The sequence below is a fragment of the Rhodococcus sp. MS16 genome (assembly GCF_013277795.1).
Taxonomy (GTDB): Bacteria; Actinomycetota; Actinomycetes; order Mycobacteriales; family Mycobacteriaceae; genus Rhodococcus_F; species Rhodococcus_F globerula.
In genome coordinates, this window is sequence record NZ_VBTM01000004.1 from 142,405 (window position 1) to 168,371 (window position 25,967).

The window sequence follows — 25,967 nt, forward strand, 5'->3', positions numbered from 1 at the left end:
CATTCGAACGTAGTTTCGAGTGGTCAACGGGGTGGGGTTGAAATGGGTTGAAATACGGAGTGAAATTCTGCGCTATTACAGGTGAGGAGGCGGAACGATGCCCAATGAAAATGTCGAGATCAGTGCTCTGGCAATGACAGTGAGCTACGAACCGCAGACCGATTCCCAAGCAGGCGCAGCAGAAGGTGCCTGCAGTGAAATCGAGGCGGTGACTGCTCGGCCTGTGCTGAGTCTGGTGACCGGCTTCGAGGAACTGTTCGACACCATCGAGGATCAATGGCAGGAACGCGCACTCTGTGCGCAGACCGATCCTGAGGCGTTCTTCCCCGAAAAGGGTGGATCTACTCGGGAAGCCAAGCGAATTTGCCTCGGCTGTGAGGTTCGTGACGAGTGCCTCGATTATGCACTCGCCAACGACGAACGGTTCGGAATCTGGGGAGGGTTGTCGGAGCGCGAGCGTCGACGTCTCAAGCGGGGGATCATCTGATCTGCTGCTGAATCGGTTCGGTCAGCGTCGGGGCTGACGGGACGGTCTGCGAAAAGTCTTGACCTGCAACGGGGAATTGCAGGTCGTGCACAGACTTTCAGAGGTATTTGCCTAAGGGACATGGGCTTTCGGCCCTAGCCTGCAGAGTACTTAGTCCTCTTCGGGTGCCTAGTCTTTTTCAGGTGCCTAGTCTTCTTCAGGGAACGTCGGATCGATCACTGATGGATCGACGCCGAGAAACGTACTGACTTGATGCACCAGCACGTCGTGAACCAGATCCGTGAGTTCGTCCGGATTCTTGGCACGCTGCTCCAACGGTCTACGGAACAACACAATTCGCGCACGTGTCGTCTTGCCGTGCCGATCGATGCCCGCGGGAATCAAACGTGAGAGTGGGACAGGTCCGTCCGCGACAACTTCCGGTGGCCAGTTCACCGAATCCGGATCACGGGCAAAAATCTTCGGAACCTCGTCTACGGCGATGTCGAGTTTCTTCAGCCGGTCGTGCCATGCCAGGTCCACCGGAGCAAACGCCTCCATCACGAGGAGATCGAATTTCTCCGCTCGGGTTCGCCGTGCCGGAACTTCCGGCGGCAACAAAGGTCCGCGCAGGCCGCGGCCGTGCCGTTCGATCGAACGGGTGGTGATCGACCGTCTGCGGGGGGAGCGTGACATGGCGTCGAGATTACGACAGTGACGCTCCGTCGGTGTGTCCGAGTAGGTTCCCGCCGCGGGGAGGGCTAGGCTCCGTACCTGTGAGATCTCTGCGTCGCTGCTGCCGCCCCGGGTGCAAGAACCCCGCCGTCGCGACGTTGACGTATGTCTACTCGGACTCCACTGCGGTAGTCGGTCCTCTCGCGACCGTCGCTGAACCGCACTCGTGGGATCTGTGTGACAACCATGCGTCGCGTATCACGGTCCCGAAGGGCTGGGAAATGGTCCGGTACGAGGGTGGATTCTCGACCAGCACTCCGGACGAAGACGATTTGACCGCTCTTGCCGAAGCTGTCCGTGAGGCAGGTTTCGGCGACCGCGCCAAGGGACGTGAGGACACAGGCGTGTCCGCAGGCGACGACGCCCGTTCCGTCGCGCCTCCCGCGGTTCGCACCGGTCGTCGCGGTCACCTGCGTGTTCTGCCGGATCCGTCGGCCTGAACTTCCGGCCGCTTTTGCCTGACATCCCGTAGTCACGCGTGAAGCATTAGGCTTGCTCAGAACTTCCAGCGTCTTGCGAACTTCCAGTGTCCCGGTCGAAAGATCCGACGGGATGCGCACACAAGGAGAATGAATTCAGTGGGGCGAACAGCCGAGTCGGTTGCTGCAATCATCAAGGCGTACGACGTCCGTGGCGTGGTGGGTGAGCAGATCGACGAAGATTTTGTCCGCGATGTCGGCGCGTCGTTTGCCCGCTTGGTTCGGGACGAGGAGGGCGCTGCATCGACCGTGGTGATCGGGCACGACATGCGTGAGTCCTCACCCGCGCTGTCGGCCGCGTTCGCCGAGGGTGTCGTCGCGCAGGGACTCGACGTAGTACACATCGGACTGGCGTCCACCGACGAGCTCTATTTTGCTTCCGGGTTGTTGAACTGCCCCGGTGCGATGTTCACGGCAAGCCACAACCCCGCGAAGTACAACGGCATCAAGTTGTGCCGGGCGGGTGCGAAGCCAGTCGGTCAGGACACCGGTCTTGCTGTCATCTCCGGTGAGGTCGTCTCCGGAGTTCCCGAGTTCGACGGTCCGGCCGGCGCGGTCAGCAGCCGCGATGTGCTCGACGAGTACGCAAGCTACTTGCGTGGGCTGGTCGACCTGTCCGAGATGCGCGCGATGAAGGTTGCCGTCGACGCGGGTAACGGGATGGGCGGACACACAGCGCCCGCCGTCTTCGGCCCGATGCCGCTCGACGTGCTGCCGCTGTACTTCGAATTGGACGGCTCGTTCCCCAATCACGAGGCGAACCCGCTCGATCCGGCCAACCTGGTCGATCTGCAGGCGTACGTCCGTGAGACGGGCGCAGATGTCGGTCTTGCCTTCGACGGTGACGCGGACCGTTGCTTCGTGGTCGACGAAAAGGGTGACCCGGTGTCCCCGTCCGCCGTGACGGCACTGGTTGCCCAGCGCGAGTTGGCAAAAGAGCCCGGCGCGTCGATCATCTACAACCTCATCACCTCGCACGCGGTGCCGGAACTGGTCACCGAATTGGGTGGCGTTCCGATCCGCACCCGTGTCGGCCATTCGTTCATCAAGCAGCAGATGGCCGAAACGGGCGCAGTCTTCGGCGGCGAGCATTCCGCTCACTACTACTTCCGCGATTTCTGGGGTGCCGATTCCGGCATGCTGGCTGCTCTGCACGTGCTGGCCGCACTCGGTGAGCAGGACCGGCCGCTGTCTGAACTGATGGCCGAGTACACCCGGTACAGCGCTTCCGGCGAGATCAACTCGACCGTTGCCGATGCGGCCGATCGAACGGCTGCGGTCCTCGCCGCCTTCGCGGACCGCACAGAATCCGTCGACCGCCTCGACGGTGTCACGGTCAACTTGTCCGGTAATGCGTGGTTCAACCTGCGGGCATCCAACACCGAACCGTTGCTCCGACTCAACGTCGAAGCTCCGACGCAGGCCGACGTCGACGCGTTGGTCGGCGAGATTCTGGCGATCGTTCGAGGCTGAGTTCATTTTTCTGCCCGATTGGTTTGTCGGCGCGTCGGCCGCCTGGGATAGTTGGGGGACTATCCGCGCACGCGGTGCTGCGGTCGATGTTGGTTGCGAGAGAAGTTGTTACGGAGAAGGGGGTGCGGTGAGATGACAGCGCCGACACCGCTCCTCGACCTCGACGACAGTGACGCATTGTCAGCTGCCGATTCCGAGGGGTTACTGCGTTCGGTAGCCATGGGGGGCGCACAGATTCGTTCGACGGCTTCGGCGGTCGCGGAAGGCTCGCTCGATCGGTTGGCCGGGCTGCGCCCACGAAGCATCGTGTTGATCGCGGGATCGGCCGGTGCCAGACACGCCGCCCGGATCGCCGTTGCCCTGCTCGGCAATGCTGTGCCGTGCCCGCTGGTGCTGCTCGACAGGACGCCGTCGTGGGTCGGCCCCCTCGACGTCGTGGTGGTTGCGGGAGACGACGCGGGGGATCCGCGCCTGGTGGAGTCCGTCGACGGGGCGGTGCGCCGCGGCGCAGAAGTTGTTGTCGCGGTTCCCGAAGAGGGACCGATGAGGGCAGCGGCTGCCGGGCGCACGATGACCCTGCCGCCGCGTGTGTTCACTGCTCCGCGCCACACGATGATTCGCTTTCTCGCGGTCTTCGTTGCCGTGGTTGCCGCGATCGAGAACCGCGACAAGGGTGAAGCCGGACCGTCGTCCCTCGATCGGATCGCGGACGCCGTCGACGCCGAAGCCATCAGCGACGGGTTGTCCAACGAGGTGTTTCACAATCCCGCCAAATCCTTGGCTACCAGAATGCGCGATCGCCGACTGGTCGTGTGCGGCAGCGGCGCGGTCGCCACTGCGCTTGCCGACTATGCAAGCGCGTCGCTTCTGGCATCGGGATGCTCCGCGGCCTCCGGTGAACTGTCGGATGTGATCGCAGCGGCACGGGCCCTCTTCGCTCCGCCGTCAGGGGCCCCCGATTCGGTTTTTCACGATCCCTTCTTCCACGATCCGGAGCTCGACGGTCCGTTGCCGATCGACCCGGTTCGGGCATTCGTTTTTGCCATGGAAGCGGGACGCGGCGAGGTTGTGCGACGCATGGATGCGCTGGCCGATGCGGATCTGGTGATCGCAGCAGACGAGGACAGCGCCAATACGGGGGTATCGGAAGTGGAACAGGTGTTTGTCTTGGCATCGAGAGTGGACATGGCGTCCGCATACGTGCAGTTGACGGGTGGGCCGCGCTAGTGCACGAACTCGAGGGCGCTCTGCGGTCCTACGCCTGGGGGTCACGTACGGCTATTGCCGAACTTCGTGGGCTTCCCGTGCCGTCCGCACATCCTGAGGCGGAATTGTGGCTGGGCGCGCATCCGGGCGATCCTGCGCGCGTCGTCACCGACGATGGCAGTGAGTCGTTACTCGACGTGCTCGGCCGGGACCCGGCGCGGCAACTGGGTGAGCAGAACATCGAGGCCTTCGGTGAACGCTTGCCGTTCCTGCTCAAGCTGTTGGCAGCAGAGGAACCGCTGTCATTGCAAGCGCATCCGAGCGCCCGCCAGGCAGAAGAGGGCTTCCGCCGGGAAAACGCCCTCGGTGTTCCGATGGACGCACCCGTCCGCAATTACAAGGACGGCAGCCACAAGCCGGAACTGGTCGTCGCCCTGAGCACGTTCGAAGCGCTCGCGGGATTCCGCGAACCGACGAGGACTGTCAAGATGCTGCGCGCACTGGCGGTGCCCGAACTGGAGCCGTACATCGGTCTCCTTGAAGGACAACCGGATTCGGACGGCCTGCGGGCGTTGTTCACAACGTGGATAACCTTGCCGTCCACCGCGCTCGGAACATTGTTGCCGGCCGTCCTCGCGGGATGCATCGGTTACGCGTCGTCGCGAGACGCCGAATTTGCCGCGGAGATCCGCACCGCGCTCGAACTCGGCGAATCGTATCCGGGTGACGCCGGAGTGCTGGCTGCGTTGCTGTTGAACCGGGTCACCCTGGAACCAGGTCAGGGAATCTTCCTGGCCGCCGGAAACCTGCATGCCTATCTACACGGACTGGCTGTCGAGATCATGGCGAACTCCGACAATGTTCTACGCGGCGGGCTTACCCCCAAATACGTCGATGTGCCCGAGTTGCTTCGGGTTCTCGACTTCAACGGATCCGACATCACGATTCTCGACCCGTCGCCGCACGCGGGCAGCGCGGACATCGTCTATCCGACGCCCGCTCCGGAATTTCGGCTCACGCGTATCGAATTGGGTGCAGACCTGACGGACAGCGTCGTTCCGGCCGGGGATCCGCGCATCCTGATCTGCACCGAGGGTTCGGTTACGGTGCGCTGTGGGACTGGCGAACTGGAACTCGATCGTGGCCGCGCAGCCTGGATTTCCGCTGACGAACCCATCGCGACAATCTCTCCCCGAAGTACAAAGGCACAGGTTTTCAGCGCCACGGTTGGCCGATAACCGTGTCGGCAGAAGGTGGAAAGAAAGCAATCCTGGCTGCATTGGGGGCTAATGCCGGAATTGCCGTAGCCAAATTCGCGGGATTCCTGATCACCGGGTCGTCGTCGATGCTGGCCGAGTCGGTGCACTCGGTTGCCGACACGTCCAATCAGGGACTGCTGTTGCTCGGGCAGAAGAAGGCCGAGAAGGAAGCCGACCAACTGCACCCGTTCGGATACGGGCGCAATCGGTACTTCTACTCGTTCGTGGTTGCGCTGGTGCTCTTCACTTTGGGTTCACTGTTCGCGATCTACGAGGGCATTCACAAGATCCAGCATCCGGAGGAACTCAACTCGGCGTTTGTAGCCGTTGTCATCCTGGTCATCGCCATGTGCCTGGAAGGGTTCAGTTTTTACACCGCGATGAAGGAATCTCGTCCGCTGAAGGGAAACGCGTCGTGGTGGTCGTTCATCCGTACGTCGCGCAGTCCTGAACTGCCGGTTGTCCTCCTCGAGGACACCGGCGCACTGATCGGACTGGTGCTGGCACTGGGCGGCGTCGGCCTGACGATGGTGACCGGCAATCCGGTTTTCGACGGCATCGGCACCCTGTGCATCGGCGTGCTCCTCGGCATCATCGCGATCGTCCTGATCGTCGAAATGCAATCCCTGTTGATCGGGGAAGGCGCGACCAGCGTCGAAACCGATCTCATCCTGGCCGCGTTGGTCGACGGAACCCGCATCGAACGAGTCATCCACTGCAAGACCCAGTACCTCGGTCCCGAGGAGATTCTTGTTGCGGCCAAGGTTGCCGTTCCGCTCGGTTCGACCATCTCGGATGTCGCGACCGCAATCGACGAGGCCGAAGCGCGTGTGCGTGCTGCTGTTCCGGCGGCGCGCGTGATCTACATCGAACCAGATCTCGACAAACTGGTCACTCGCAAACCCTGAACAAAGCCTCTCGTACAGGCTTAGGCTGATGCCATCTCTAAGGAGGCGGCAGTGGCGATCAAGGACGAGGCCGGATCCGGTCGTTCCAAATTGTTCCGAACCAAGTCGATAGAGCAGTCCATCAAGGACACCGACGAACCCGAGACCAAACTCCGAAAAGATCTGAACTCCTGGGATCTCACCGTATTCGGTGTTGCGGTGGTCATCGGTGCAGGAATCTTCACACTCACGGCTCGGACGGCAGGCAATGTCGCCGGGCCGTCGGTGTCGCTGGCGTTTGTCATCGCCGCTGTTGCCTGTGGCCTGGCGGCACTCTGTTACGCCGAATTCGCGTCGACGGTTCCCGTCGCCGGTAGCGCATACACCTTCTCGTACGCGACGTTCGGCGAGTTTGTCGCCTGGATCATCGGCTGGGACCTCATCCTCGAATTTGCGTTGGCGTCGTCCGTCGTCGCAAAGGGATGGTCCCTGTACCTCGGTGAGGTGATGGGTTCACGAAGTCCGATCGTCGAGTGGGGTCCGGTCTCGTTCGACTGGGGCGCGGTGCTGATCATCGCGGTCATCACGGTGTTGCTGGTGACCGGAACCAAACTGTCGTCGCGAGTGTCGCTGGTGATCACGTCGATCAAGGTCGCCGTGGTGCTGCTCGTGATCATCGTCGGCATGTTCTACATCGACACCGACAACTACACGCCGTACATTCCGCCCTCGCAGCCCGGCAGCACCGGGGAGGGCATACATCAGTCGTTGTTCTCCTACGTCACGGGCGCAGGCGGTAGCACGTTCGGATGGTACGGACTCCTTGCAGCGGCGAGCCTGGTGTTCTTTGCGTTCATCGGATTCGACGTCGTTGCCACCACCGCGGAGGAAACGAAGGAACCGCAGAAGGCGCTGCCTCGGGGAATTCTCGGCTCACTCCTCATCGTCACCGTGCTGTACGTGGCGGTGACGCTGGTGCTCACGGGAATGGTGAATTACACAGTGCTCGAGGGTGACACGTCCAATCTGGCAACGGCATTCGCGTTCCACGACATCACGTGGGCAAAGAATGTGATCTCGTTCGGTGCCCTCGCCGGGCTCACAACCGTGGTGATGGTGTTGATGCTGGGGCAGACTCGTGTGCTTTTTGCGATGGCGCGCGACGGTTTGATGCCGCGGCGGTTGGCGCCGACGGGTAAGCACGGAACTCCGGTTCGGATCACCGTGCTCGTCGGGGTGGTGGTTGCCGTATTGGCCGGATTCTTCCCGATCGGCACGCTCGAGGAAATGGTGAACATCGGAACGTTGTTCGCTTTTGTTCTCGTCTCGATCGGAGTGGTGGTGTTGCGCCGCACGCGTCCGGATCTACCCCGCGGATTCCGGGTTCCTCTCGTGCCTTGGGTGCCGATTCTGGCGGTGTTGGCCTGCGTGTGGCTCATGTTCAATCTGTCGGTGGAGACATGGATCAGGTTCGTCGTCTGGATGGCGCTCGGCGTGGTCATTTACTTTGCCTACAGCCGTCGGCATTCGTTGATCGGAAAGCGCGAGCGCGGCGAAATCGACTGAGTGTACAAATTTAAGGATTTGTATAGTTTTTTTACAATGTTGGCAGTATTGTCTACCTCATAGTGAAGTGACTCACAGCCGTGGGTCGTTCCGGATGGAGGAGGGCACGCAGTGTCGACACACGTGAGCGCAGAATCCGATCAGATATCGGGGGAGTGGCGAGACAAGAAGCGGCATCTCTGGCTGCTCGGCTTGGTTCCTCCGGTCGCGATTTTCATCGCGGTGGGAATGGTGGCCCTGTTCAACAACATTGGCCTGGGCGTCGTGTCCCCGATCTGGTGGTGGATAGGGCCGCTGCTCGTGTACCTGGTGTTGCCGATCCTCGATATCTTCTTCGGGCCGGACGGTGAGAACCCGCCAGACGAGGTCATGGAGAGGCTCGAGAACGACAAGTACTACCGCTACTGCACGTACGTCTACATTCCGTTCCAGCTGGTCAGCCTCGTCATGGCCTGCTACTTGTGGTCGGCTACCGACCTCTCGTGGCTCGGTATCGACGGCGGGCTCGGATTGGTATCGAAGATCGGTGTGGCGATCACCGTCGGGTGTGTTGCGGGCATCGGAATCAACACGGCACACGAACTCGGCCACAAGAAGGACGATCTCGAGCGGTGGTTGTCGAAGATTACTCTGGCGCAGTCCTTCTACGGTCACTTCTATATCGAGCACAACCGTGGTCATCACGTCCGGGTGGCAACTCCGGAAGATCCCGCGTCGTCGCGATTCGGTGAGAGCTTCTGGGCTTTCCTGCCGCGCAGTGTGTGGGGATCCCTGCGATCGTCGTGGGAACTCGAAAAGACGCGGCTGGATCGATTGGGTAAGAAGCCGTGGACAATTCGCAACGACGTCCTGCATTCGTGGTTGATGTCGGTAGTGCTGTTCGCTGTACTCGCCGCCGTGTTCGGGCTGTCGATTCTGCCGTTCCTGGCATTGCAGGCCGTCTTCGGATTCTGTCTGCTCGAGACGGTCAACTACCTCGAGCACTACGGACTGAAGCGAACGAAGTTGGCCAGCGGCCGGTACGAACGCGCCGCGCCGGAGCACAGCTGGAACAGTGACCACATCTGCACCAACATTTTCCTGTACCACCTGCAGCGACACAGTGATCATCACGCCAACCCCACCCGTCGCTATCAAACGCTCCGGAGCATGGACGGCGCACCCAATCTTCCGAGTGGTTACGCCAGCATGATCATGCTTGCCTACGTGCCGCCGCTGTGGCGAAAAGTGATGGATCCCAAGGTCGTTGCTCACTATGGCGGCGATATCACCCGGGTCAATATCCAGCCGGGCAAGCGGGAGAAGATCCTCGCGCGGTACGGAGCGAGCGCATGAGTGCCTACAAATGCCCCGTGTGTGACTACGTCTACGACGAAGTGAACGGCGCACCGCGAGAAGGGTTTCCGGCAGGAACGCCGTGGGACGCAGTCCATGACGACTGGTGCTGCCCAGACTGTGGTGTCCGGGAAAAGGTGGACTTCGAAACTGTTTCGGCAAAGGCAGGGGAGTGAATCATGAACGACTACAAGCTGTATCAGTGCGCGCAGTGCGGATTCGAGTACGACGAGGCGCAAGGCTGGCCAGACGACGGCATCGAACCAGGCACTCGCTGGGATGACATTCCGGACGACTGGAGCTGCCCGGACTGCGGCGCGGCGAAGAGTGATTTCTTCATGGTGGAGATCGAACGGGCCTGAGTGGGTCGGCGGGTGCGGCGGTAAAGTCGTCATCATGATGTCGACGCCCACCCGCTTGCCTCAGAAAGAGGCGTCCCGTCTGCTGCTGCGCGGTGCGGTGCTCGATTCGATGCGGGAGTTGCTGACCGAGCGGGACTGGTCCGAGGTGAGTCTGACCGTTCTGGCCAAGCATGCGGGTGTCAGCCGGCAGACGCTCTACAACGAGTTCGGTTCGCGGCAGGGCCTGGCGCAGGCGTACGCGCTGCGGCTCGCGGACGGGTTTGTCGACGCTGTGGACGACGCCGTTGCAGCAAACGAGGGTCGGAGCGTCGACGCCCTGATGTCCGGGTTCGGGGAGTTCTTTGCCTCCAGTGCGATGGACCCGTTGGTGCGTTCGCTCCTGACGGGGGAGGCGAAGCCCGATTTGTTGCGTTTGATCACGACGGACAGCGCCGTGATCATCGATCGGGCATCAACTCGGTTGTCGGAGAGTTTTCAGCGTGGGTGGATTCAGGCGTCGGCCGCTGATGCGGGCATCCTGGCCAGGGCAATTGCGAGGCTTGGCCTGAGTTATATATCGATGCCGCCCGAGTCCGGGGCGTCGGTGGCGGAGGATCTGGGTGCCTTGCTCGGACCGTTCATCGATGTTGCCCGAGGCGCGCGCGGCACGGTGTGAGGGTCGCCGCAATCACGGTGATGTCCTACTGCGTGGGTCGAGCGGATAGCCTGGAGTGGAGTATGCACGTCAACCAGGAGAGGGACGATGACGACCTCAGTTTCAACAACGCCCGTGGCCGACAACCGTAACGGTGTCGACTTCAAAGTTGCAGATCTTTCGCTCGCCGAATTCGGTCGCAAGGAAATCCGACTGGCCGAGCACGAGATGCCGGGCCTCATGGCGCTGCGCCGTGAATACGCAGAGGTCTTGCCGCTCAAGGGCGCTCGCGTTTCCGGTTCGCTCCACATGACCATTCAGACTGCAGTTCTGATCGAGACGCTGACCGCGCTCGGCGCCGAGGTTCGTTGGGCTTCGTGCAACATCTTCTCCACCCAGGATCATGCAGCCGCCGCTATCGTCGTCGGTCCCCACGGCACCCCGGAAGAGCCCAAGGGCGTTCCGGTGTTCGCGTGGAAGGGTGAAACCCTCGAGGAGTACTGGTGGGCAGCCGAGCAGATGCTGACGTGGCCGGGTGAGCCTGCCAACATGATTCTCGACGATGGTGGCGACGCCACCATGCTCGTGCTCAAGGGCGCGCAGTTCGAGAAGGCCGGCGTTGTTCCGCCGACGGACGACGATCAGGATTCCGACGAGTACAAGGTCTTCCTGGCTCTGCTGCGTCAGTCCCTCGAAGCCGACAAGGGCAAGTGGTCGGCAATCGCCGAGTCCGTCCAGGGCGTCACCGAAGAGACCACAACGGGCGTTCTGCGCCTGTACCAGGTCGCCGCTGCCGGTGAACTCACGTTCCCCGCGATCAACGTCAACGACTCGGTCACCAAGAGCAAGTTCGACAACAAATACGGCACACGCCACTCGCTGCTCGACGGCATCAACCGCGGCACCGACGTCCTGATCGGCGGCAAGGCTGCACTCGTCTGCGGTTACGGCGACGTCGGCAAGGGCTGCGCCGAGGCGCTTCGTGGCCAGGGCGCTCGCGTCGCGGTCACCGAGGTCGACCCGATCAACGCACTCCAGGCATTGATGGACGGCTTCGAGGTCAAGACCGTCGAGCAGGCCATCGGCTGGGCCGACATCGTGATCACGTCCACCGGCAACAAGGACATCATCACGTTCGAGCACATGAAGGCCATGAAGCACCAGGCCATCCTGGGCAACATCGGTCACTTCGACAACGAGATCGACATGGCCGGACTCGAGAAGTCCGGTGATGTCACGCGGATCAACATCAAGCCGCAGGTCGACGAGTTCACCTTCGCCGACGGTCATTCGATCATCGTGCTGTCCGAAGGGCGTCTGCTCAACCTCGGCAACGCGACGGGCCACCCGTCGTTCGTGATGAGCAACAGCTTCTCCAACCAGGTCATCGCGCAGATCGAACTGTGGACCAAGCCGGAGGAGTACGACAACGAGGTTTACCGCCTCCCGAAGCATCTCGACGAGAAGGTCGCCAAGATTCACGTCGAGGCCCTCGGTGGCACGCTGACCAAGCTCACCAAGGAGCAGGCAGAGTACATCGGCGTCGACGTCGAGGGCCCGTACAAGCCCGAGCACTACCGCTACTGATGTAGCAGTGCCGGTCTGAAGTAACAGTGCCGGCCTGAAGTAACAACGCCGTCCCCCGGTCTGACTCGACGGACCGGGGGATAGGCTTGTCAGGCTGCGGGATAGGCTTGTCAGCCGTGGGAATACTCGTGGCGTTGGAAGGGCTCGACGGAGCCGGCAAACGGACGTTGATCGGCAAAGTGGTGGACGAGCTTCGGCGCTCGGGGACCACCGTCGCCACGCTCGATTTCCCCCGCTACGGACAATCGATCCATGCCGATCTTGCGGCCGAAGCCCTCAAGGGAGCGCACGGAGACCTGGCGCAGTCCGTGAACGCGATGGCGGTGCTGTTTGCGCTCGACCGCGCGGGAGCGGCAGAGAAGGTCGCAGAGTTGTTGAGTACCAACGACATTGTTCTGCTCGATCGGTACGTCGCGTCCAATGCGGCGTACAACGCGGCGCGGATGCATCAGGGCGTCGACGGCGAGATGGTGGCGTGGGTTGGTGATCTGGAACTGGGTCGCCTCGGCCTCCCGGCGCCTGATTTGCAGATGTACCTCGACGTGCCGATCGCACTGGCAAACGAGCGTGCGCGCAGTCGTGAGGTGGAAGATTCGACGCGCGAGCGTGACGCCTACGAGCGCGACGGAGACCTCCAGGTCCGAACTGGCGAGCTGTACTCACAGCTCGCGGCAGCCGAGTGGGTATCACCGTGGTGGGTCATTGGTCCCGATACGGACCCGTCGGACCTTGCCCGCAAACTGGTCGATTTCGGGTGATGCGTCACGATAGCCACCCGATTCGGAAGTTTCCGGCACAGTAGAGGGAACACGCGGCACGCCGCACAGTCACGTAACGGTCTTAATTACGACTCGAAGATGCAACGATAGGGATATGAAACCAAGGATTCTGGTTGTCGACGACGACACGGCACTCGCCGAGATGCTCACGATCGTGCTGCGGGGTGAGGGTTTTGATCCCTACGTGGTAGGCGACGGAACTCTTGCACTTGCTGCGGTGCGCGAGACTCGGCCCGACCTTGTCTTGCTCGATCTGATGCTGCCCGGCATGAACGGCATCGACGTATGTCGGGTCCTGCGTGCGGATTCCGGCGTTCCCATCGTGATGTTGACCGCGAAGACCGACACCGTGGACGTTGTCCTCGGCCTCGAGTCCGGCGCGGACGACTACATCATGAAGCCGTTCAAGCCCAAGGAACTCGTCGCTCGGGTTCGCGCTCGCCTGCGCCGGACCGAGGAAGAACCGGCGGAGCTGCTGAGTATTGCCGACATCGTGATCGACGTGCCGGCGCACAAGGTCAGCCGCGGCGGCGAGCAGATTTCGCTCACACCCCTCGAATTCGATCTCCTCGTCGCTCTTGCGCGCAAACCCCGACAGGTGTTTACCCGTGAGGTGCTCCTCGAACAGGTGTGGGGTTACCGTCACGCCGCTGACACCCGCCTGGTCAACGTCCACGTCCAGCGTCTGCGCGCCAAGGTCGAAACCGATCCCGAGAATCCCGAAGTGGTTTTGACGGTGAGGGGTGTCGGCTACAAGGCCGGACCGCCGTGACCGGTGGCGTTTCCCGTTGGCGTCGCCGCCTCAATCGGTGGCTGACGCCTTTTCTCCGGTGGTGCCACTCACTGAGTAACACCCTCGCCCACACGTGGCGACGATCGCTGCAATTGCGGGTAGTCGTCTCCACGTTGTCGTTGTCGCTGATTGTGATCGTGATCCTCGGTGTTGTGCTCACGAGCCAGATCACCGACCGGCTGCTCGAAGCGAAGATCACCGCCGCCACGGAGGAGATGGATCGCGCCCGAGGCGTCGTCGAAGATCAGTTGGCCGGCGTCGACGGCAGTGCAGCCCTCAAAGACCAACTCGAGAGTGCGGCGTCAAGTTTGACGAGCCGCAATCAGTCGGGCGGTCAAGCATCGGGTTCTGCGGGCACCTTCGATCCCGCGCTGATCGTCGAGCAGGACGGGCCCCGAGATCCGGTGTTTGCCGGGCCGGCTGATCAGATCCCCGACAACTTGCGTGAGTTCGTTCACAACGGACAGATCGCCTACCAGTTCGCAACGGTCTCGGATCCCGAAGGGTATTCCGGCCCGGCCTTGATCATCGGCAGTCCCACGGCGTCGTCGATCTCCGGCCTCGAGTTGTATCTCGTGTTCCCACTTGCCAGTGAGGATCGCAGCCTGTCGCTGGTCCGCAGCACCCTGTTGATCGGTGGCGCTGTCCTACTGGTCCTGTTGGCAGCGATTTCTCTGCTCGTCGCGCGGCAGGTAGTGCTGCCGATCCGATCGGCGTCGAGGATCGCGGTGCGCTTCGCCGACGGCCGACTCAAGGAACGTATGCCGGTTCGCGGTGAGGACGACATGGCTCGTCTCGCAATGTCTTTCAACGAAATGGCGGAGAGCCTGTCGAAGCAGATCACCCAGCTCGAGGAGTTCGGCAATCTGCAGAAACGCTTCACATCGGATGTCAGCCACGAACTGCGCACCCCGCTCACCACAGTGCGGATGGCCGCGGACCTCATCCACGACGGCAGCGAGAGCCTCGATCCGATACTCCGCCGCTCGTCGGAACTGCTTGTTGCCGAACTCGACCGGTTCGAAGGTCTGCTGGCCGATCTGCTCGAGATTTCCCGGCACGACGCCGGCGTTGCGGAACTTGCGTCCGAGCAACTCGACGTCCGGATGTGTGCGCGGGCCGCGGTGTCCACCGTCCGCCACCTCGCCCGTGAATCCGGCACCGAATTGATAGTCGACATGCCAGACGACCCGGTGATCGCCGACGTCGATCCGCGGCGGGTCGAGCGGGTCCTGCGGAACCTACTGGCCAACGCCATCGATCACGGGGAAGGTAAACCCATCCTGCTGCGCCTGCGAGCCGACGACGACGCTCTGGCCTTCATCGTTCGCGACAGTGGTGTCGGACTGCGTCCTGGCGAGGAGAAACTTGTGTTCAACCGCTTCTGGCGATCCGATCCGTCGAGGGTCCGTCGTAGCGGCGGCACAGGTCTCGGCTTGGCGATCAGCGTCGAGGACGCCAATCTGCACGACGGCAAACTCGAAGCCTGGGGTGAGCCCGGTGTCGGCGCGTGCTTCCGTCTGACGTTGCCGCGAGTGCGCGGCAAGAAGCTGGTGTCCAGCCCGCTACCGCTGAAGCCGACGACGGCCAAGTTCGTGCGCACACCCTCCAACGCGGACATCGTCGCCGAAGAGGTCGGTGAGGTCACGTCGTCGATTCCGACGCCGCACGAGACCGAATCACGAACCGGCTCGCAAGGGGGTGAGCGTTCGTGATGCAGCGATACCGCCGTGGTCTCTTGGCGCTGAGCCTGAGCGCGCTGCTGTTGACCGGTGCGTGCGCGAGCTTGCCTGCCTCGTCGTCGCCGCAGGCGATCGGGACGCTTGCCACTGTGGCGCCGGGGACTCCCGTTGCTCCGCCGGCCTCGGGGCGTGAGCCCGATTTGTTGGTGCGGGACTTCGTGAAAGCGAGCACCGAACCCGCGAACCGGCACCTCGCGGCACGGCAGTACCTGACTCCCGAGATGTCCGCAAAATGGGACGACGCAGCAAGCGCCATCATCGTCGACAAGGTCGACACGCTCTCGGAGTCACGGACCGATCAGGAAGCGATCTACACGATTCGAGTCAACAAGGTCGGGCGTCTCGAAGCCGGGGGAATCTACGTTCCCGAGGACGGCAGTTACGAAGCCAAGATGACGCTGACTCTGGTCGACGGCGAGTGGCGGATCAGCGATCTTCCTTCGGGTGTGATCATGGAGCGCGCGGCGTTCCTCGGTGCGTACCAACGGAAGTCGTTGTACTTTCCGGATCCCAGCGGACAGACCATGGTTCCGGATCTGCGGTGGATATCGGGTTCCCAGGACCAGATGACATCGCAGTTGGTCGGCCTGCTGATCGAGGGGCCCAAGCAGGCGCTCGCGTCGGCGGTCCGCAACGAACTGGGCGCAGGCGTCTCGGTGATCGGGCCCATCACGAAGGCCGACGGTCGATCCGGTCAGGTGGGAGTCGGTCTCGGGGGCATCCGCATCGATTTCCGGATCGGTCAGTCGATGGACCCCGAAACTCGCGCTTTGTTTGCCGCCCAGATCATCTGGACATTGGCCGGCGCCGACATCGCCGGACCCTACGTTTTGCTGGTGGACGGGGCGCCCTTGGACGCAGCGCATCCGGAAGGCTGGACAACGGCCGACGTCGCCTCCACGAATCCGCTGGCGACGACCGGTGCGACGGTCGGGTTGCACGCCCTACGCGACGGTTCACTGGTCAGTGTCGGTGAACAAGCGGTCACACCCGTGCCCGGATTTGCCGGAACTGCAGGCAATCTTGCGTCTGTTGCGCTCTCTCGCGACGGCAAGACCGTCGCCGCAGTGGCGGATACCGCGAATCCTGATCCTGCAAAACGATTTTCGCTGACACTCGGTCCATACACCGAAGGTGCAGCCCCGGTCCTCGACGCCCCGGTGATCACCAGGCCGACATGGGAAATCGACAACAATACGATCTGGGCGGCGGTGAACGGCAACACCGTGGTGCGCGTGGTTCGCGAGCCCACCACCGGTCGGACGTCGGTCATGAACGTGGACGTGGGCGCTTTGATCCCACTGGGATCGAACATTACCGAGCTGCGCCTGTCCCGCGACGGAGTTCGAGCGGCGATGATCATCGACGGCAAGGTGTACCTGGCGACCGTGGTCCGCCTGCCCAGCGGCGTTTTCGCGTTGACCAGTCCGCGGGCCGTGGCTCCGGGATTGGGCAGCACAGCGCTCTCACTCGACTGGAGCAACAGCGACACCATTGTGATCGCACGCAACAACTCCGATGTACCCGTGGTGCAGGTCGCGATCGACGGTTCTCGAATGGACTCGTTGCCCCGGGGCAATCTCACGGCGCCGGTGGTGTCCGTCGACGCGTCGCCCACCACCGAGTACGTTGCCGATGCCCGAGCAGTTTTCCAGTTGAACAACAACGATCCCGCGGGCGACAGGTTGTGGCGTGAGGTGCCTGGATTGACGGGGCAGAGGGCGATTCCGGTACTGCCCGGCTGAGTTTCCCGGTGGTGCACTGGGGTTGCTGTCGGTGGGCGGATGCACACTGACAGGCATGGGGGTCGGCGGTTTTCGGACATGGAGCAGTATCGGCGGAGCAGCGCTCGATCTGGTGTTGCCGCGTGAGTGTGGGGGATGCGGACGGATCGGTGTGCAATGGTGCGACGACTGCGTCGCCATGCTTCGCGATCATCCGATCCGGCTCACACCTCGAGTCGATCCCGGCGCGCCGGCGTGGGCGCTCGGTCCATACAGTGGCGCGAGACGGCGCAGTGTGATCGAGATCAAGGAGCGCGGCCGACGCGACCTCGCGGCGCCTTTGGGAGTCGCTGTGGCCGAAGCGTTGACGCATCTGGCGCGGTGGGGTGAGCTCCACCATCCGACGCGTCGGACTTTGGTCCTGATCCCGGCCCCGTCCCGTTCGCGCGCCGCTCGTTCGCGCGGCGGGGATCCGGTCCGCCGCATTGCTCATGCGGCCTGTGAGGTCTTGCCGCCGCGCCGTGCCGAAGTTCATTCGGCATTGGCCATGACGCGTGGCGTCCGCGATTCCGTCGGGTTGTCTGCCGCTGCTCGGGCCACCAACGTTGCCGAGAAAATCGTCGTGACACGCGCGGGGGCCGGATTGGTGGATCGAGACGTCGACGTAGTGCTCCTCGATGACGTGCTGACGACGGGAGCGACTGCGGCAGAATCGATTCGGGTGCTCGCGAGGATCGGAATCCGGACAACTCTCGTGCTCGTTGTTGCCGGTGTGTAAATGAATTTCGGGCTAACAGTGGCACTCGCGCGGATTACGTACTAGCGTCGGCGGCACACCCGAAAACAGGTGGGAGGTGGTACTTCAATCCTGATGCCGGGCGGATCCCCTCTCGGTACTTGAAGAACTTGCCGCCGCTCAAACACTGAGCGGGGCCGTAATTGGGAGGTACGAGTGACGACCCCTTCGCAAGCCTCGTTTTTCATCGAGGACGCCACGACCGAGCGTTCCACGCAAACCACCGTTCCGAAGTCCGACATCGTCGTCAAGGGACGCAATGTCGAGATACCCGATCACTTCCGAGTTTATGTTTCGGACAAGCTGGCGCGACTGGAACACTTCGACCCCTCCATATTCCACTTCGACGTGGAACTTCAGCACGAACGTAATCGACGTCAGTCCAAGAACTGCCAGCGAGTCGAGATCACGGCCCGCGGCAAAGGACCGGTAGCGCGAGCAGAAGCCGCCGCAGACAGCTTCTATGCCGCATTCGAATCGGTGATCGACAAACTCGAGAGCCGCCTCCGTCGAACCAAGGACCGCAAGAAGGTCCATTACGGTGACAAGCGACCGCTGTCCGTCGCCGAGGCAACCGCCTCGCTAGTCGACGCAGACTCACTCGGTGCCACGCCCGATATTTCGCTGAACGGTCAAGAACCGGACGAATACGACGGCCCGGGCCGCGTGGTCCGCACCAAGGATCACCCAGCCGAGCCGATGAACATCGACGACGCTCTCTACGAGATGGAACTGGTCGGTCACGACTTCTTCCTCTTCCATGACAAGGAGTCCGACAAGCCGTCCGTCGTCTACCGTCGGCACGCATTCGACTACGGCCTGATCCGCCTGACGTGACCGATCTGTAGGTGGGTTGCCTCGCAACCTCGAGTTAGCGCCTACCATGGAATCCGGCCGGAGTTTTCGGACCCCGGCCGGATTTTTACTGTGTCACCCATTTGTTGCCGAAGATTGAGGACGAACAAGACTGTGCCGTCGCTGTCGCTATCGAAGCTGCTCCGTGTTGGTGAAGGTCGCATGGTCAAGCGCCTCAAGCACATTGCTGAGCATGTCGAATCACTGTCGCCCGAGGTAGAAGGCCTGACAGACGATCAACTCAAGGCCAAGACCGACGAGTTCCGCGAGCGTTACGCCGCTGGTGAGACGCTGGACGAGTTGCTGCCCGAGGCCTTTTCCGTCGCGCGTGAAGCGTCGTGGCGAGTCATCGACCAGAAGCACTTCCACGTGCAGATCATGGGTGGCGCGGCACTCCACTTCGGCAATGTCGCGGAGATGAAGACCGGTGAGGGCAAGACCCTGACCTGTGTGTTGCCGGCCTATCTCAATGCCATCGCGGGTGACGGTGTTCACGTCGTCACGGTCAACGACTACCTCGCCAAGCGCGACTCCGAGTGGATGGGCCGCGTTCACCGCTCGCTCGGACTCGAAACCAGCGTGATCCTCTCGGGTATGACGCCGGCCGAGCGTCGAGTCGCGTATGCAGCCGACATCACGTACGGCACCAACAACGAGTTCGGGTTCGACTACCTGCGTGACAACATGACGCACTCGCTGGACGATCTGGTCCAGCGTGGACATGCGTTTGCCATCGTGGACGAGGTCGACTCCATTCTGATCGACGAGGCCCGCACGCCGCTGATCATCTCGGGTCCGGCCGACGGCTCCAGCAAGTGGTACAGCGAGTTCGCACGTATCGCGCCGCTCCTGAAGAAGGACGTCCACTACGAGGTGGACATCCGCAAGCGCACCATCGGTGTCCACGAGGCCGGCGTCGAACTCGTCGAGGATCAGCTCGGCATCGACAACCTGTACGAGGCAGCGAACTCGCCGCTGGTGAGCTACTTGAACAACGCCATCAAGGCCAAAGAGCTCTACACCAAGGACAAGGACTACATCGTCCGCGACGGTGAAGTCATCATCGTCGACGAGTTCACCGGCCGCGTGCTGGTCGGCCGTCGATACAACGAGGGCATGCACCAGGCAATCGAGGCCAAGGAAAAGGTCGAGATCAAGGCTGAGAACCAGACCCTCGCCACGATCACCCTGCAGAACTACTTCCGTCTGTACGAAAAATTGTCCGGCATGACGGGTACCGCCGAGACCGAGGCCGCGGAGCTGCACCAGACGTACACCCTCGGTGTCATTCCGATCCCGACCAACCGCCCTATGATCCGTGTCGACAACGGCGACCTCATCTACAAGACCGAGGAAGCCAAGTTCGACGCAGTGGTCGACGACGTCGTCGAGCGTCACGAGAACGGTCAGCCGGTTCTGATCGGTACCACCAGCGTCGAACGCTCGGAGTACCTGTCCAAGCAGTTCACCAAGCGCGGAGTGGCGCACAACGTCCTCAACGCCAAGTTCCACGAAAAGGAAGCGACGATCATCGCCGAGGCCGGTCGTTCCGGTGCGGTGACTGTTGCCACCAACATGGCTGGTCGTGGTACCGACGTGGTGCTGGGCGGTAACCCGGACATCATCGCCGACATCGCACTGCGCAAGAACGGCCTCGACCCGGTCACCACGCCGGAAGAGTACGAAGCCGCGTGGGACGACGTCCTGAACCGCGTCAAGGAAGACGTCAAGGCCGACGCCGAGAAGGTTCGCGATGCCGGTGGCCTGTACGTGCTTGGCACCGAACGCCATGAATCGCGTCGTATCGACAACCAGCTTCGCGGCCGTTCCGGACGCCAGGGCGACCCGGGAGAATCCAGGTTCTACCTCTCGCTCGGTGACGAGCTCATGCGCCGATTCAACGGTTCCGCACTCGAGTCGATCATGACGCGCCTCAATCTTCCGGACGACGTTCCGATCGAAGCCAAGATGGTCTCCAAGGCCATCAAGAGCGCGCAGACTCAGGTCGAGCAGCAGAACTTCGAGATTCGCAAGAACGTCCTCAAGTACGACGAGGTCATGAATCAGCAGCGCACCGTGATCTACAAGGAACGCCGCCAGATCCTCGAAGGTGAGGATATGGAGGGCCAGGTCGAGCAGATGATCACCGACGTGGTCACCGCGTACGTCGACGGCGCGACTGCTGAAGGATATGTCGAGGACTGGGATCTCGAGCAGCTGTGGACGGCACTCAAGACCCTCTACCCGGTGGGTATCGACTACAAGGCTCTCGTGGGCGAGGACGGTGGGATCACCAGCGACCTCACCCGTGACGAGCTGCGCACCGCACTGCTCGACGACGCACATGCCGCGTACAAGAAGCGTGAAGCCGAAATCGACGCGATTGCCGGCGAGAACGGAATGCGCGAACTCGAGCGCCGGGTATTCCTGTCCGTGCTCGACCGCAAGTGGCGTGAACACCTCTACGAGATGGACTACCTCAAGGAAGGTATCGGCCTGCGCGCGATGGCGCAGCGTGACCCGTTGGTCGAGTACCAGCGCGAGGGCTACGACATGTTCATCGGCATGCTCGACGGCTTGAAGGAGGAGTCCGTCGGATTCCTCTTCAACCTTCAGGTCGAAGCCACTCCTGCGCAACCTTCTTCGGGTATCTCGGTCACGGCCGGTTCCGCTGCCGCGGCGTCCGCGACCGCACCGAAGCCGCTGCCGACGCAGCAAGCGGCGGCAGGTTCCACGGGTACGGCAGCTCCATCGGCCTTGCGCGCCAAGGGACTTGACGACGACGGCCCGTCGAGGCTGACGTACACCGGCCCGGACGAGGACGGGAAGGCAAAGGCCACACGCGATCCGGCTGTCGACGCGGGGGACACCGCGTCGCGTCGTGAGCGTCGTGAAGCCGCTCGCACGCAGGCAAAGGGCAACCGCGCACCCAAGTCCAAGCGCAAGCGCTGATTCTCAGGCGCTGACTTTTCCACCCGACAAAGGCTGGATGCTCACACCACGTGTAGTGCGGTGACCATCCAGCCTTTGTTGTCGGTGTTCTCGATCCTGGCGGCAATCGCAAAGGTTCGTGGGCCGCGTCGAAAGGTCGCGCACACTTCGGCCGCGTGGGGCGAGGCGGTGTTCACGTGTGTGCGGTGGGTTCGAGCGGCGCCGAGTCCGCGCGTCGGATCATGCGAAATGGAAAGGCGCTGAACAAGTTCCATCACCGTTGGAGACAGTACTGATTTGAGGTGTGCGGGACTTCGTCGTTGGTCGAGGACTTCGAGGACAAGGCGCAGAGACGTGTTCCAGAAGACATCGGCACCGGGTGCGACGGGCTCGGCAGTGAGGCTGGATTGCCCCGATGTTCCACTGTGCCCTGATGTTCCACTGTGCCCGGATGTTCCACTGTGTGGTGTTCTGCGTGCGGTGCCCAGCACTCGTTCGGTTCGGGCAGACGGTCGCCTGATCATCAGGGAATCGGCAGGCGGTTCGCACTGCGGCGCGGGTTGGAGAAAGCGTTGTGGCGTGTGGAGTTGGTCGATGGTCATGATGTATCCCCCGGATATTTTTTGCATCGCTCCCCCGAACGATGGTGAGAAGTATGACACGAACCCCTACAGATGTCGCAGAGATCACGGCCGCACCCTAATGTAATTCTGGTGCGGGGACTTCTGTTGGATGTGGGTGGCGTGCTGTTCGGTCCGGGGTCCGACCTGGACGGTCTCAGCGCGGTGGTTCGGCGGGCTCGTAGCGCGGGCATCGCGACGGGAATCGTGAGCAACGACCCGGGCGGAGCGGACGCCCAGTGGCTCCGTGACCTCGGCGACGGGGTGTTGGTGGACGACGTCGTGCTCTCCGGTGACGTCGGCATGGCAAAGCCGGATGCCGATATCTACCTTCTGGCCGCAACACGGTTGGGTCTGCGTCCGGCGGACTGCGTGTTTGTCGACGACCTCGAGGTGAATGTTCGAGGCGCCGTCGACGTCGGAATGGTGGGTGTCCATCACTACGACGCGGCCGACACGATCGAGGAGTTGTCGATCCTGCTCGATGTGGACGGTGCGCCGAGTCTTGGAGACATGTCGGCGGGTGATCAATCATGGTGAACAGATTGACGACTCAGGACGCAGCCTTCTACTTCCTCGAAGCCGGTAGCACTCCGATGCACGTCGGTTCGTTGGGGATCTTCCGGCAGCCGGGTACCGGGATCGATCACAACGAATTGCTGCGGCTTGTCGAAGAGCGACTCAGTCTGGTGCCGCGGTACCGGCAGAAGGTCCGGGAAGTTGTTCTGGGTCTGGCACGTCCGGTGTGGGTCGACGATCGAGATTTCGACATCACGTACCACGTGCGTAGGTCGGCCCTTCCGAAACCGGGATCGGCCGAACAGTTGAACGATCTGATCGCGCGCCTCATTTCCCGGCCGCTGGACAACACCCGGCCGCTGTGGGAGATGTACCTCGTCGAGGGGCTGGCGGACGACAGGTTTGCCATCTTCACAAAATCGCATTCCGCTTTGGTCGACGGTGAAACCGCGCTCGAGATCAGTCAGGTCTTGTTCGATCCGCAGGAGAAGCGTCAGCCTGGCGCAGAAGAGTTGTGGATGCCTGCCCCACCACCCAGTGATCTGAATCTGCTCATCGGTGCGCTCGCTGATCTGGTGACGAGTCCGGGTGAAGGGGTGGCTCGCGCGAGGGCGGCGCTGGGCGACGTGACGACGTCGATGACGGAGGCGGTCAGTGCTGTCGGCAAGATTGCCGCAGTGGTGCGTACGGCCGCGCAGGTCGCCCCGAGCAATCCGCTCAACGCGCCGATCACGCGGAGTCGACGATTGTCCGTCGCCAAGACTCCGCTGGACGACTACCGACGGATTCGGGCGAAGTACGGGTGCGAGATCAACGACGTGATCCTCACGGTGGTCGCCGGGGCATTGCGGAACTGGCTGTTGTCGCGGGGGGAGCCGGTTACCGAGTCGAGCGTTGTCCGCGCGCTGGTGCCGATGTCCGTGTACATCGACGGGCCGGACAACCCGGACGTCGAAGACCCGCAGGCGCCCGGCCATGTGTCGTCGTTCCTGATCGACCTGCCGGTGGGGGAGCCCAATGCTGTCGTCCGGTTGTCGCACGTCGCGCATGCAACGGAAGCTTTCGCGCGTCAGGGCCGTCGGGTGACCGCTCAGACCATGGTGAAGATGTCCGGGTTCGCGCCCGCCACACTCCATGCGATGAGTGCGCGCGCGGCGAGCAGTCTCTCGCAGCGCATGTTCAACCTCATGATCACCAACGCGCCGGGTCCGCAGTTTCCGCTGTACATCGGTGGCGCGCGGATGGAGGAGATGTATCCGGTCTCGCCATTGCTGAAGAATCAGACACTCAGTATTGCCTTGACGTCGTATGACGGGAATGTCTACTACGGTTTGAATGCCGACCGTGACGCGATGTCGGACGTCGACGTGGTGCGTTCGTTGCTCTTCGAGTCTCTCGAGGAGTTGACCGACGCCAGTCGGTAGGTGTTTCTCGCGCGTCGTGACAGTCCAACGAAGGTGGTCTCATGAGGGTGTACGTACCGGCAACTGTGGAAATTCTGCAGCGTTTGGTTGCCGATCAGGAGTTCGACGCGATGAGTCGGACTGCGTTTGCCGTCACTCCGGCACTGCGTGAGGCCTATGCGGCCGGGGACGACGACGAGTTGGCGGAAGTCGCGATGAGTGAGGCGGCGCGGGCGTCGTTGCGCTTGATTGCCGGCGCTGACGGACCGGTGACGTTCCGGCGTGCGGTGGTTGCCGCGGATGTCGACGACGCGAAGTTGCGTCCGGATCTCGATGACGCGGTGGTCCGCTTGGCCGGCCCGGTCACGATGGCGCAGGTCGCGTCCGTTCATGTTGATCTTGCGCAAGCCGAACCCGATATCGAGCGGGCGGCGGCGATTGTCGATGCTGCCGATCTCGGCGACACGGATGCCGAGTTCACCCTCGGTGACGCGGAGGATCACGAGTTGGCGTGGTACGCGGCGCAAGAGTTGCCGTTCCTGCTCGACCTGCTCTGAAATCGGACACCCGCTGTCCTTACTATGAAGTAACCTACGGTACCGTAACCTGATAACCTACGATAGCGTAGGCATAGGTATTGCGGGTGAGCATTGCAGGTGAGAGGTGGAGGTCTGATGGGTCTGAAGGACTGGATCGAGGCACCGGCAGCGTCGGTAGTTCCGGCAGCGCGGTCGAAGCTCAATTTGCTGCGCGGTGCCGCAGCGCGATTGACCACACCTCTCTTGCCTGACGACTACCTTCATCTGGCAAATCCGTTGTGGTCGGCGCGCGAACTGCGTGGCCGGATCGTCGAGGTTCGACCGGAAACTCAGGATTCCGCGACGATCGTGATCAAGCCGGGTTGGGGTTTCGACTTCAATTACCAGCCGGGGCAGTACATCGGTATCGGCTTGCACATCGACGGGCGATGGCATTGGCGGTCGTACTCGTTGACGTCGCCGCCCAACTGGGAGAACAAGAAGATCTCCATCGCGGTGAAGGCGATGCCCGAGGGTTTCCTTTCGAGCCACCTGGTCAGCGGAGCTGTTCCGTCCGGCACGATCGTCCGTCTGGCCACGCCGGCCGGTAACTTCGCGTTGCCGGACCCGCCGCCGGAGAAGGTCCTGTTCATCACCGCCGGCAGCGGAATCACGCCTGTCATGGGCATGCTGCGCACGATGAATCGTCGAGGGCAGTTGCCCGACGTCATGCACGTGCACTCCGCTCCCACGGAATCCGATGTCATGTTCGCGGACGAACTGACGGCACTACATGCCGAGCACGAGGATTTTGTCAGCCACATTCAGCTGACGCGCCGCGACGGAAAGTTCAAGCTCAGTTCACTCGATCAGGTGTGCCCGGATTGGCGTGAGCGTCACACCTGGGCCTGTGGACCACTGCCGTTGCTCGACGAGATCGACGACGTGTGGAAGGCCGAGGGGATCGAAGACCGCCTGCACATGGAGCGGTTTGCGGTGTCGAGGATCGATGCGTCTGCAGACGGCGGCACCGTCACGTTCGAGAAATCGGGAAAGACCGTCACGGTGGACGGTGCGACAACACTTCTCGAAGCCGGGGAGCAGTCCGGCGCTCTGATGCCTTTCGGTTGCCGAATGGGCATTTGCCAGACTTGTGTTGTACCTCTCGTTTCCGGTCATGCAATCGACCTACGCTCGGGAAAGCAGCATGTCGAGGGTGAACGCATCCAGACATGCATTTCCGCCGCGGCGGGCGACTGTACGCTGGACGCATAGCTTCTAGGCACACGGAGGACAAC

Annotated in this window: 25 protein-coding genes; 23 read left to right on the forward strand and 2 right to left on the reverse strand. The window is 62.3% G+C overall.

Annotated features, from left to right (window positions below):
- Nucleotides 1-223: 223 nt before the first annotated feature.
- Nucleotides 224-487, forward strand: a complete 264-nt coding sequence (locus FEZ60_RS10150; protein WP_165826358.1) for a WhiB family transcriptional regulator — start codon at nucleotides 224-226, stop codon at nucleotides 485-487.
- Nucleotides 488-673: 186 nt separating this feature from the next.
- Here FEZ60_RS10150 and FEZ60_RS10155 read toward each other — a convergent pair whose 3' ends face one another.
- The gene (locus FEZ60_RS10155) at nucleotides 674-1,162 is read right to left on the reverse strand and encodes a metallopeptidase family protein (protein WP_033231205.1); all 489 of its coding nucleotides are present in this window, start codon (nucleotides 1,160-1,162) and stop codon (nucleotides 674-676) included.
- 80 nt (nucleotides 1,163-1,242) lie between these two features.
- Here FEZ60_RS10155 and FEZ60_RS10160 point away from each other — a divergent pair, with 80 nt between their 5' ends.
- The 18 genes from FEZ60_RS10160 (at nucleotide 1,243) to secA (ending at nucleotide 21,630) form a co-directional block, all read left to right on the forward strand.
- On the forward strand, nucleotides 1,243-1,641 hold the full coding sequence (locus tag FEZ60_RS10160; RefSeq protein ID WP_033231204.1) for a DUF3499 domain-containing protein: 399 nt from the start codon (nucleotides 1,243-1,245) through the stop codon (nucleotides 1,639-1,641).
- Between the two features lie 138 nt (nucleotides 1,642-1,779).
- Complete coding sequence (locus FEZ60_RS10165; RefSeq protein ID WP_092801333.1) at nucleotides 1,780-3,153, forward strand: phosphomannomutase/phosphoglucomutase; 1,374 nt, start codon at nucleotides 1,780-1,782, stop codon at nucleotides 3,151-3,153.
- Between the two features lie 132 nt (nucleotides 3,154-3,285).
- A complete protein-coding gene (locus FEZ60_RS10170) occupies nucleotides 3,286-4,380 on the forward strand; it encodes a tobH protein (RefSeq protein ID WP_172936057.1) in 1,095 nt (364 codons plus the stop codon).
- Nucleotides 4,380-5,597, forward strand: coding sequence for a mannose-6-phosphate isomerase, class I (manA, locus tag FEZ60_RS10175; protein WP_033231201.1), 1,218 nt, complete (start codon nucleotides 4,380-4,382; stop codon nucleotides 5,595-5,597). Before FEZ60_RS10170 ends, manA begins: the two co-directional genes overlap by 1 nt.
- Nucleotides 5,598-5,599: 2 nt before the next feature.
- Nucleotides 5,600-6,526, forward strand: a complete 927-nt coding sequence (locus FEZ60_RS10180) for a cation diffusion facilitator family transporter (protein ID WP_033231200.1) — start codon at nucleotides 5,600-5,602, stop codon at nucleotides 6,524-6,526.
- Nucleotides 6,527-6,577: 51 nt separating this feature from the next.
- On the forward strand, nucleotides 6,578-8,071 hold the full coding sequence (locus FEZ60_RS10185) for an amino acid permease (protein ID WP_033231199.1): 1,494 nt from the start codon (nucleotides 6,578-6,580) through the stop codon (nucleotides 8,069-8,071).
- A gap of 111 nt (nucleotides 8,072-8,182) precedes the next feature.
- Entirely contained in the window at nucleotides 8,183-9,406 is a 1,224-nt protein-coding gene (locus FEZ60_RS10190) for an alkane 1-monooxygenase (RefSeq protein ID WP_095886572.1), read from the forward strand.
- Entirely contained in the window at nucleotides 9,403-9,582 is a 180-nt protein-coding gene (locus FEZ60_RS10195) for a rubredoxin (RefSeq protein ID WP_072782327.1), read from the forward strand. Before FEZ60_RS10190 ends, FEZ60_RS10195 begins: the two co-directional genes overlap by 4 nt.
- Before the next feature lie 3 nt (nucleotides 9,583-9,585).
- The gene (locus FEZ60_RS10200; protein ID WP_033231503.1) at nucleotides 9,586-9,768 is read left to right on the forward strand and encodes a rubredoxin; all 183 of its coding nucleotides are present in this window, start codon (nucleotides 9,586-9,588) and stop codon (nucleotides 9,766-9,768) included.
- A 34-nt stretch (nucleotides 9,769-9,802) separates the two neighbouring features.
- Nucleotides 9,803-10,423, forward strand: coding sequence for a TetR family transcriptional regulator (locus tag FEZ60_RS10205; RefSeq protein ID WP_033231197.1), 621 nt, complete (start codon nucleotides 9,803-9,805; stop codon nucleotides 10,421-10,423).
- An 87-nt stretch (nucleotides 10,424-10,510) separates the two neighbouring features.
- Nucleotides 10,511-11,989, forward strand: coding sequence for an adenosylhomocysteinase (ahcY, locus tag FEZ60_RS10210; RefSeq protein ID WP_033231196.1), 1,479 nt, complete (start codon nucleotides 10,511-10,513; stop codon nucleotides 11,987-11,989).
- Between the two features lie 116 nt (nucleotides 11,990-12,105).
- Entirely contained in the window at nucleotides 12,106-12,747 is a 642-nt protein-coding gene (locus tag FEZ60_RS10215; protein WP_033231195.1) for a dTMP kinase, read from the forward strand.
- 115 nt (nucleotides 12,748-12,862) lie between these two features.
- Complete coding sequence (mtrA, locus tag FEZ60_RS10220) at nucleotides 12,863-13,540, forward strand: MtrAB system response regulator MtrA (protein ID WP_033231194.1); 678 nt, start codon at nucleotides 12,863-12,865, stop codon at nucleotides 13,538-13,540.
- On the forward strand, nucleotides 13,537-15,276 hold the full coding sequence (gene mtrB / locus FEZ60_RS10225; RefSeq protein WP_346343342.1) for an MtrAB system histidine kinase MtrB: 1,740 nt from the start codon (nucleotides 13,537-13,539) through the stop codon (nucleotides 15,274-15,276). Before mtrA ends, mtrB begins: the two co-directional genes overlap by 4 nt.
- Entirely contained in the window at nucleotides 15,276-17,048 is a 1,773-nt protein-coding gene (lpqB, locus tag FEZ60_RS10230) for an MtrAB system accessory lipoprotein LpqB (RefSeq protein WP_172936212.1), read from the forward strand. Before mtrB ends, lpqB begins: the two co-directional genes overlap by 1 nt.
- Nucleotides 17,049-17,103: 55 nt before the next feature.
- Complete coding sequence (locus FEZ60_RS10235) at nucleotides 17,104-17,805, forward strand: ComF family protein (protein ID WP_172936058.1); 702 nt, start codon at nucleotides 17,104-17,106, stop codon at nucleotides 17,803-17,805.
- Between the two features lie 174 nt (nucleotides 17,806-17,979).
- On the forward strand, nucleotides 17,980-18,660 hold the full coding sequence (raiA, locus tag FEZ60_RS10240; RefSeq protein ID WP_033231192.1) for a ribosome-associated translation inhibitor RaiA: 681 nt from the start codon (nucleotides 17,980-17,982) through the stop codon (nucleotides 18,658-18,660).
- Nucleotides 18,661-18,792: 132 nt separating this feature from the next.
- On the forward strand, nucleotides 18,793-21,630 hold the full coding sequence (secA, locus tag FEZ60_RS10245; RefSeq protein WP_033231191.1) for a preprotein translocase subunit SecA: 2,838 nt from the start codon (nucleotides 18,793-18,795) through the stop codon (nucleotides 21,628-21,630).
- Between the two features lie 41 nt (nucleotides 21,631-21,671).
- On the opposite strand, the gene FEZ60_RS10250 is transcribed toward secA, so the two are convergent.
- The gene (locus tag FEZ60_RS10250; RefSeq protein WP_095886570.1) at nucleotides 21,672-22,211 is read right to left on the reverse strand and encodes an Rv3235 family protein; all 540 of its coding nucleotides are present in this window, start codon (nucleotides 22,209-22,211) and stop codon (nucleotides 21,672-21,674) included.
- A gap of 111 nt (nucleotides 22,212-22,322) precedes the next feature.
- Here FEZ60_RS10250 and FEZ60_RS10255 point away from each other — a divergent pair, with 111 nt between their 5' ends.
- The 4 genes from FEZ60_RS10255 (at nucleotide 22,323) to FEZ60_RS10270 (ending at nucleotide 25,944) form a co-directional block, all read left to right on the forward strand.
- A complete protein-coding gene (locus FEZ60_RS10255) occupies nucleotides 22,323-22,769 on the forward strand; it encodes an HAD-IA family hydrolase (RefSeq protein ID WP_045070558.1) in 447 nt (148 codons plus the stop codon).
- Nucleotides 22,763-24,172, forward strand: a complete 1,410-nt coding sequence (locus FEZ60_RS10260; protein ID WP_172936059.1) for a wax ester/triacylglycerol synthase family O-acyltransferase — start codon at nucleotides 22,763-22,765, stop codon at nucleotides 24,170-24,172. The genes FEZ60_RS10255 and FEZ60_RS10260 overlap by 7 nt, the downstream gene beginning before the upstream one ends.
- A gap of 41 nt (nucleotides 24,173-24,213) precedes the next feature.
- Nucleotides 24,214-24,708: a hypothetical protein gene (locus FEZ60_RS10265; RefSeq protein ID WP_033231187.1), complete on the forward strand. Its 495-nt coding sequence runs from the start codon at nucleotides 24,214-24,216 to the stop codon at nucleotides 24,706-24,708.
- Between the two features lie 117 nt (nucleotides 24,709-24,825).
- Nucleotides 24,826-25,944 carry a ferredoxin reductase gene (locus FEZ60_RS10270; protein WP_033231186.1) on the forward strand — a complete coding sequence of 373 codons (1,119 nt, stop codon included), beginning with the start codon at nucleotides 24,826-24,828 and terminating at the stop codon, nucleotides 25,942-25,944.
- Nucleotides 25,945-25,967: the final 23 nt, after the last annotated feature.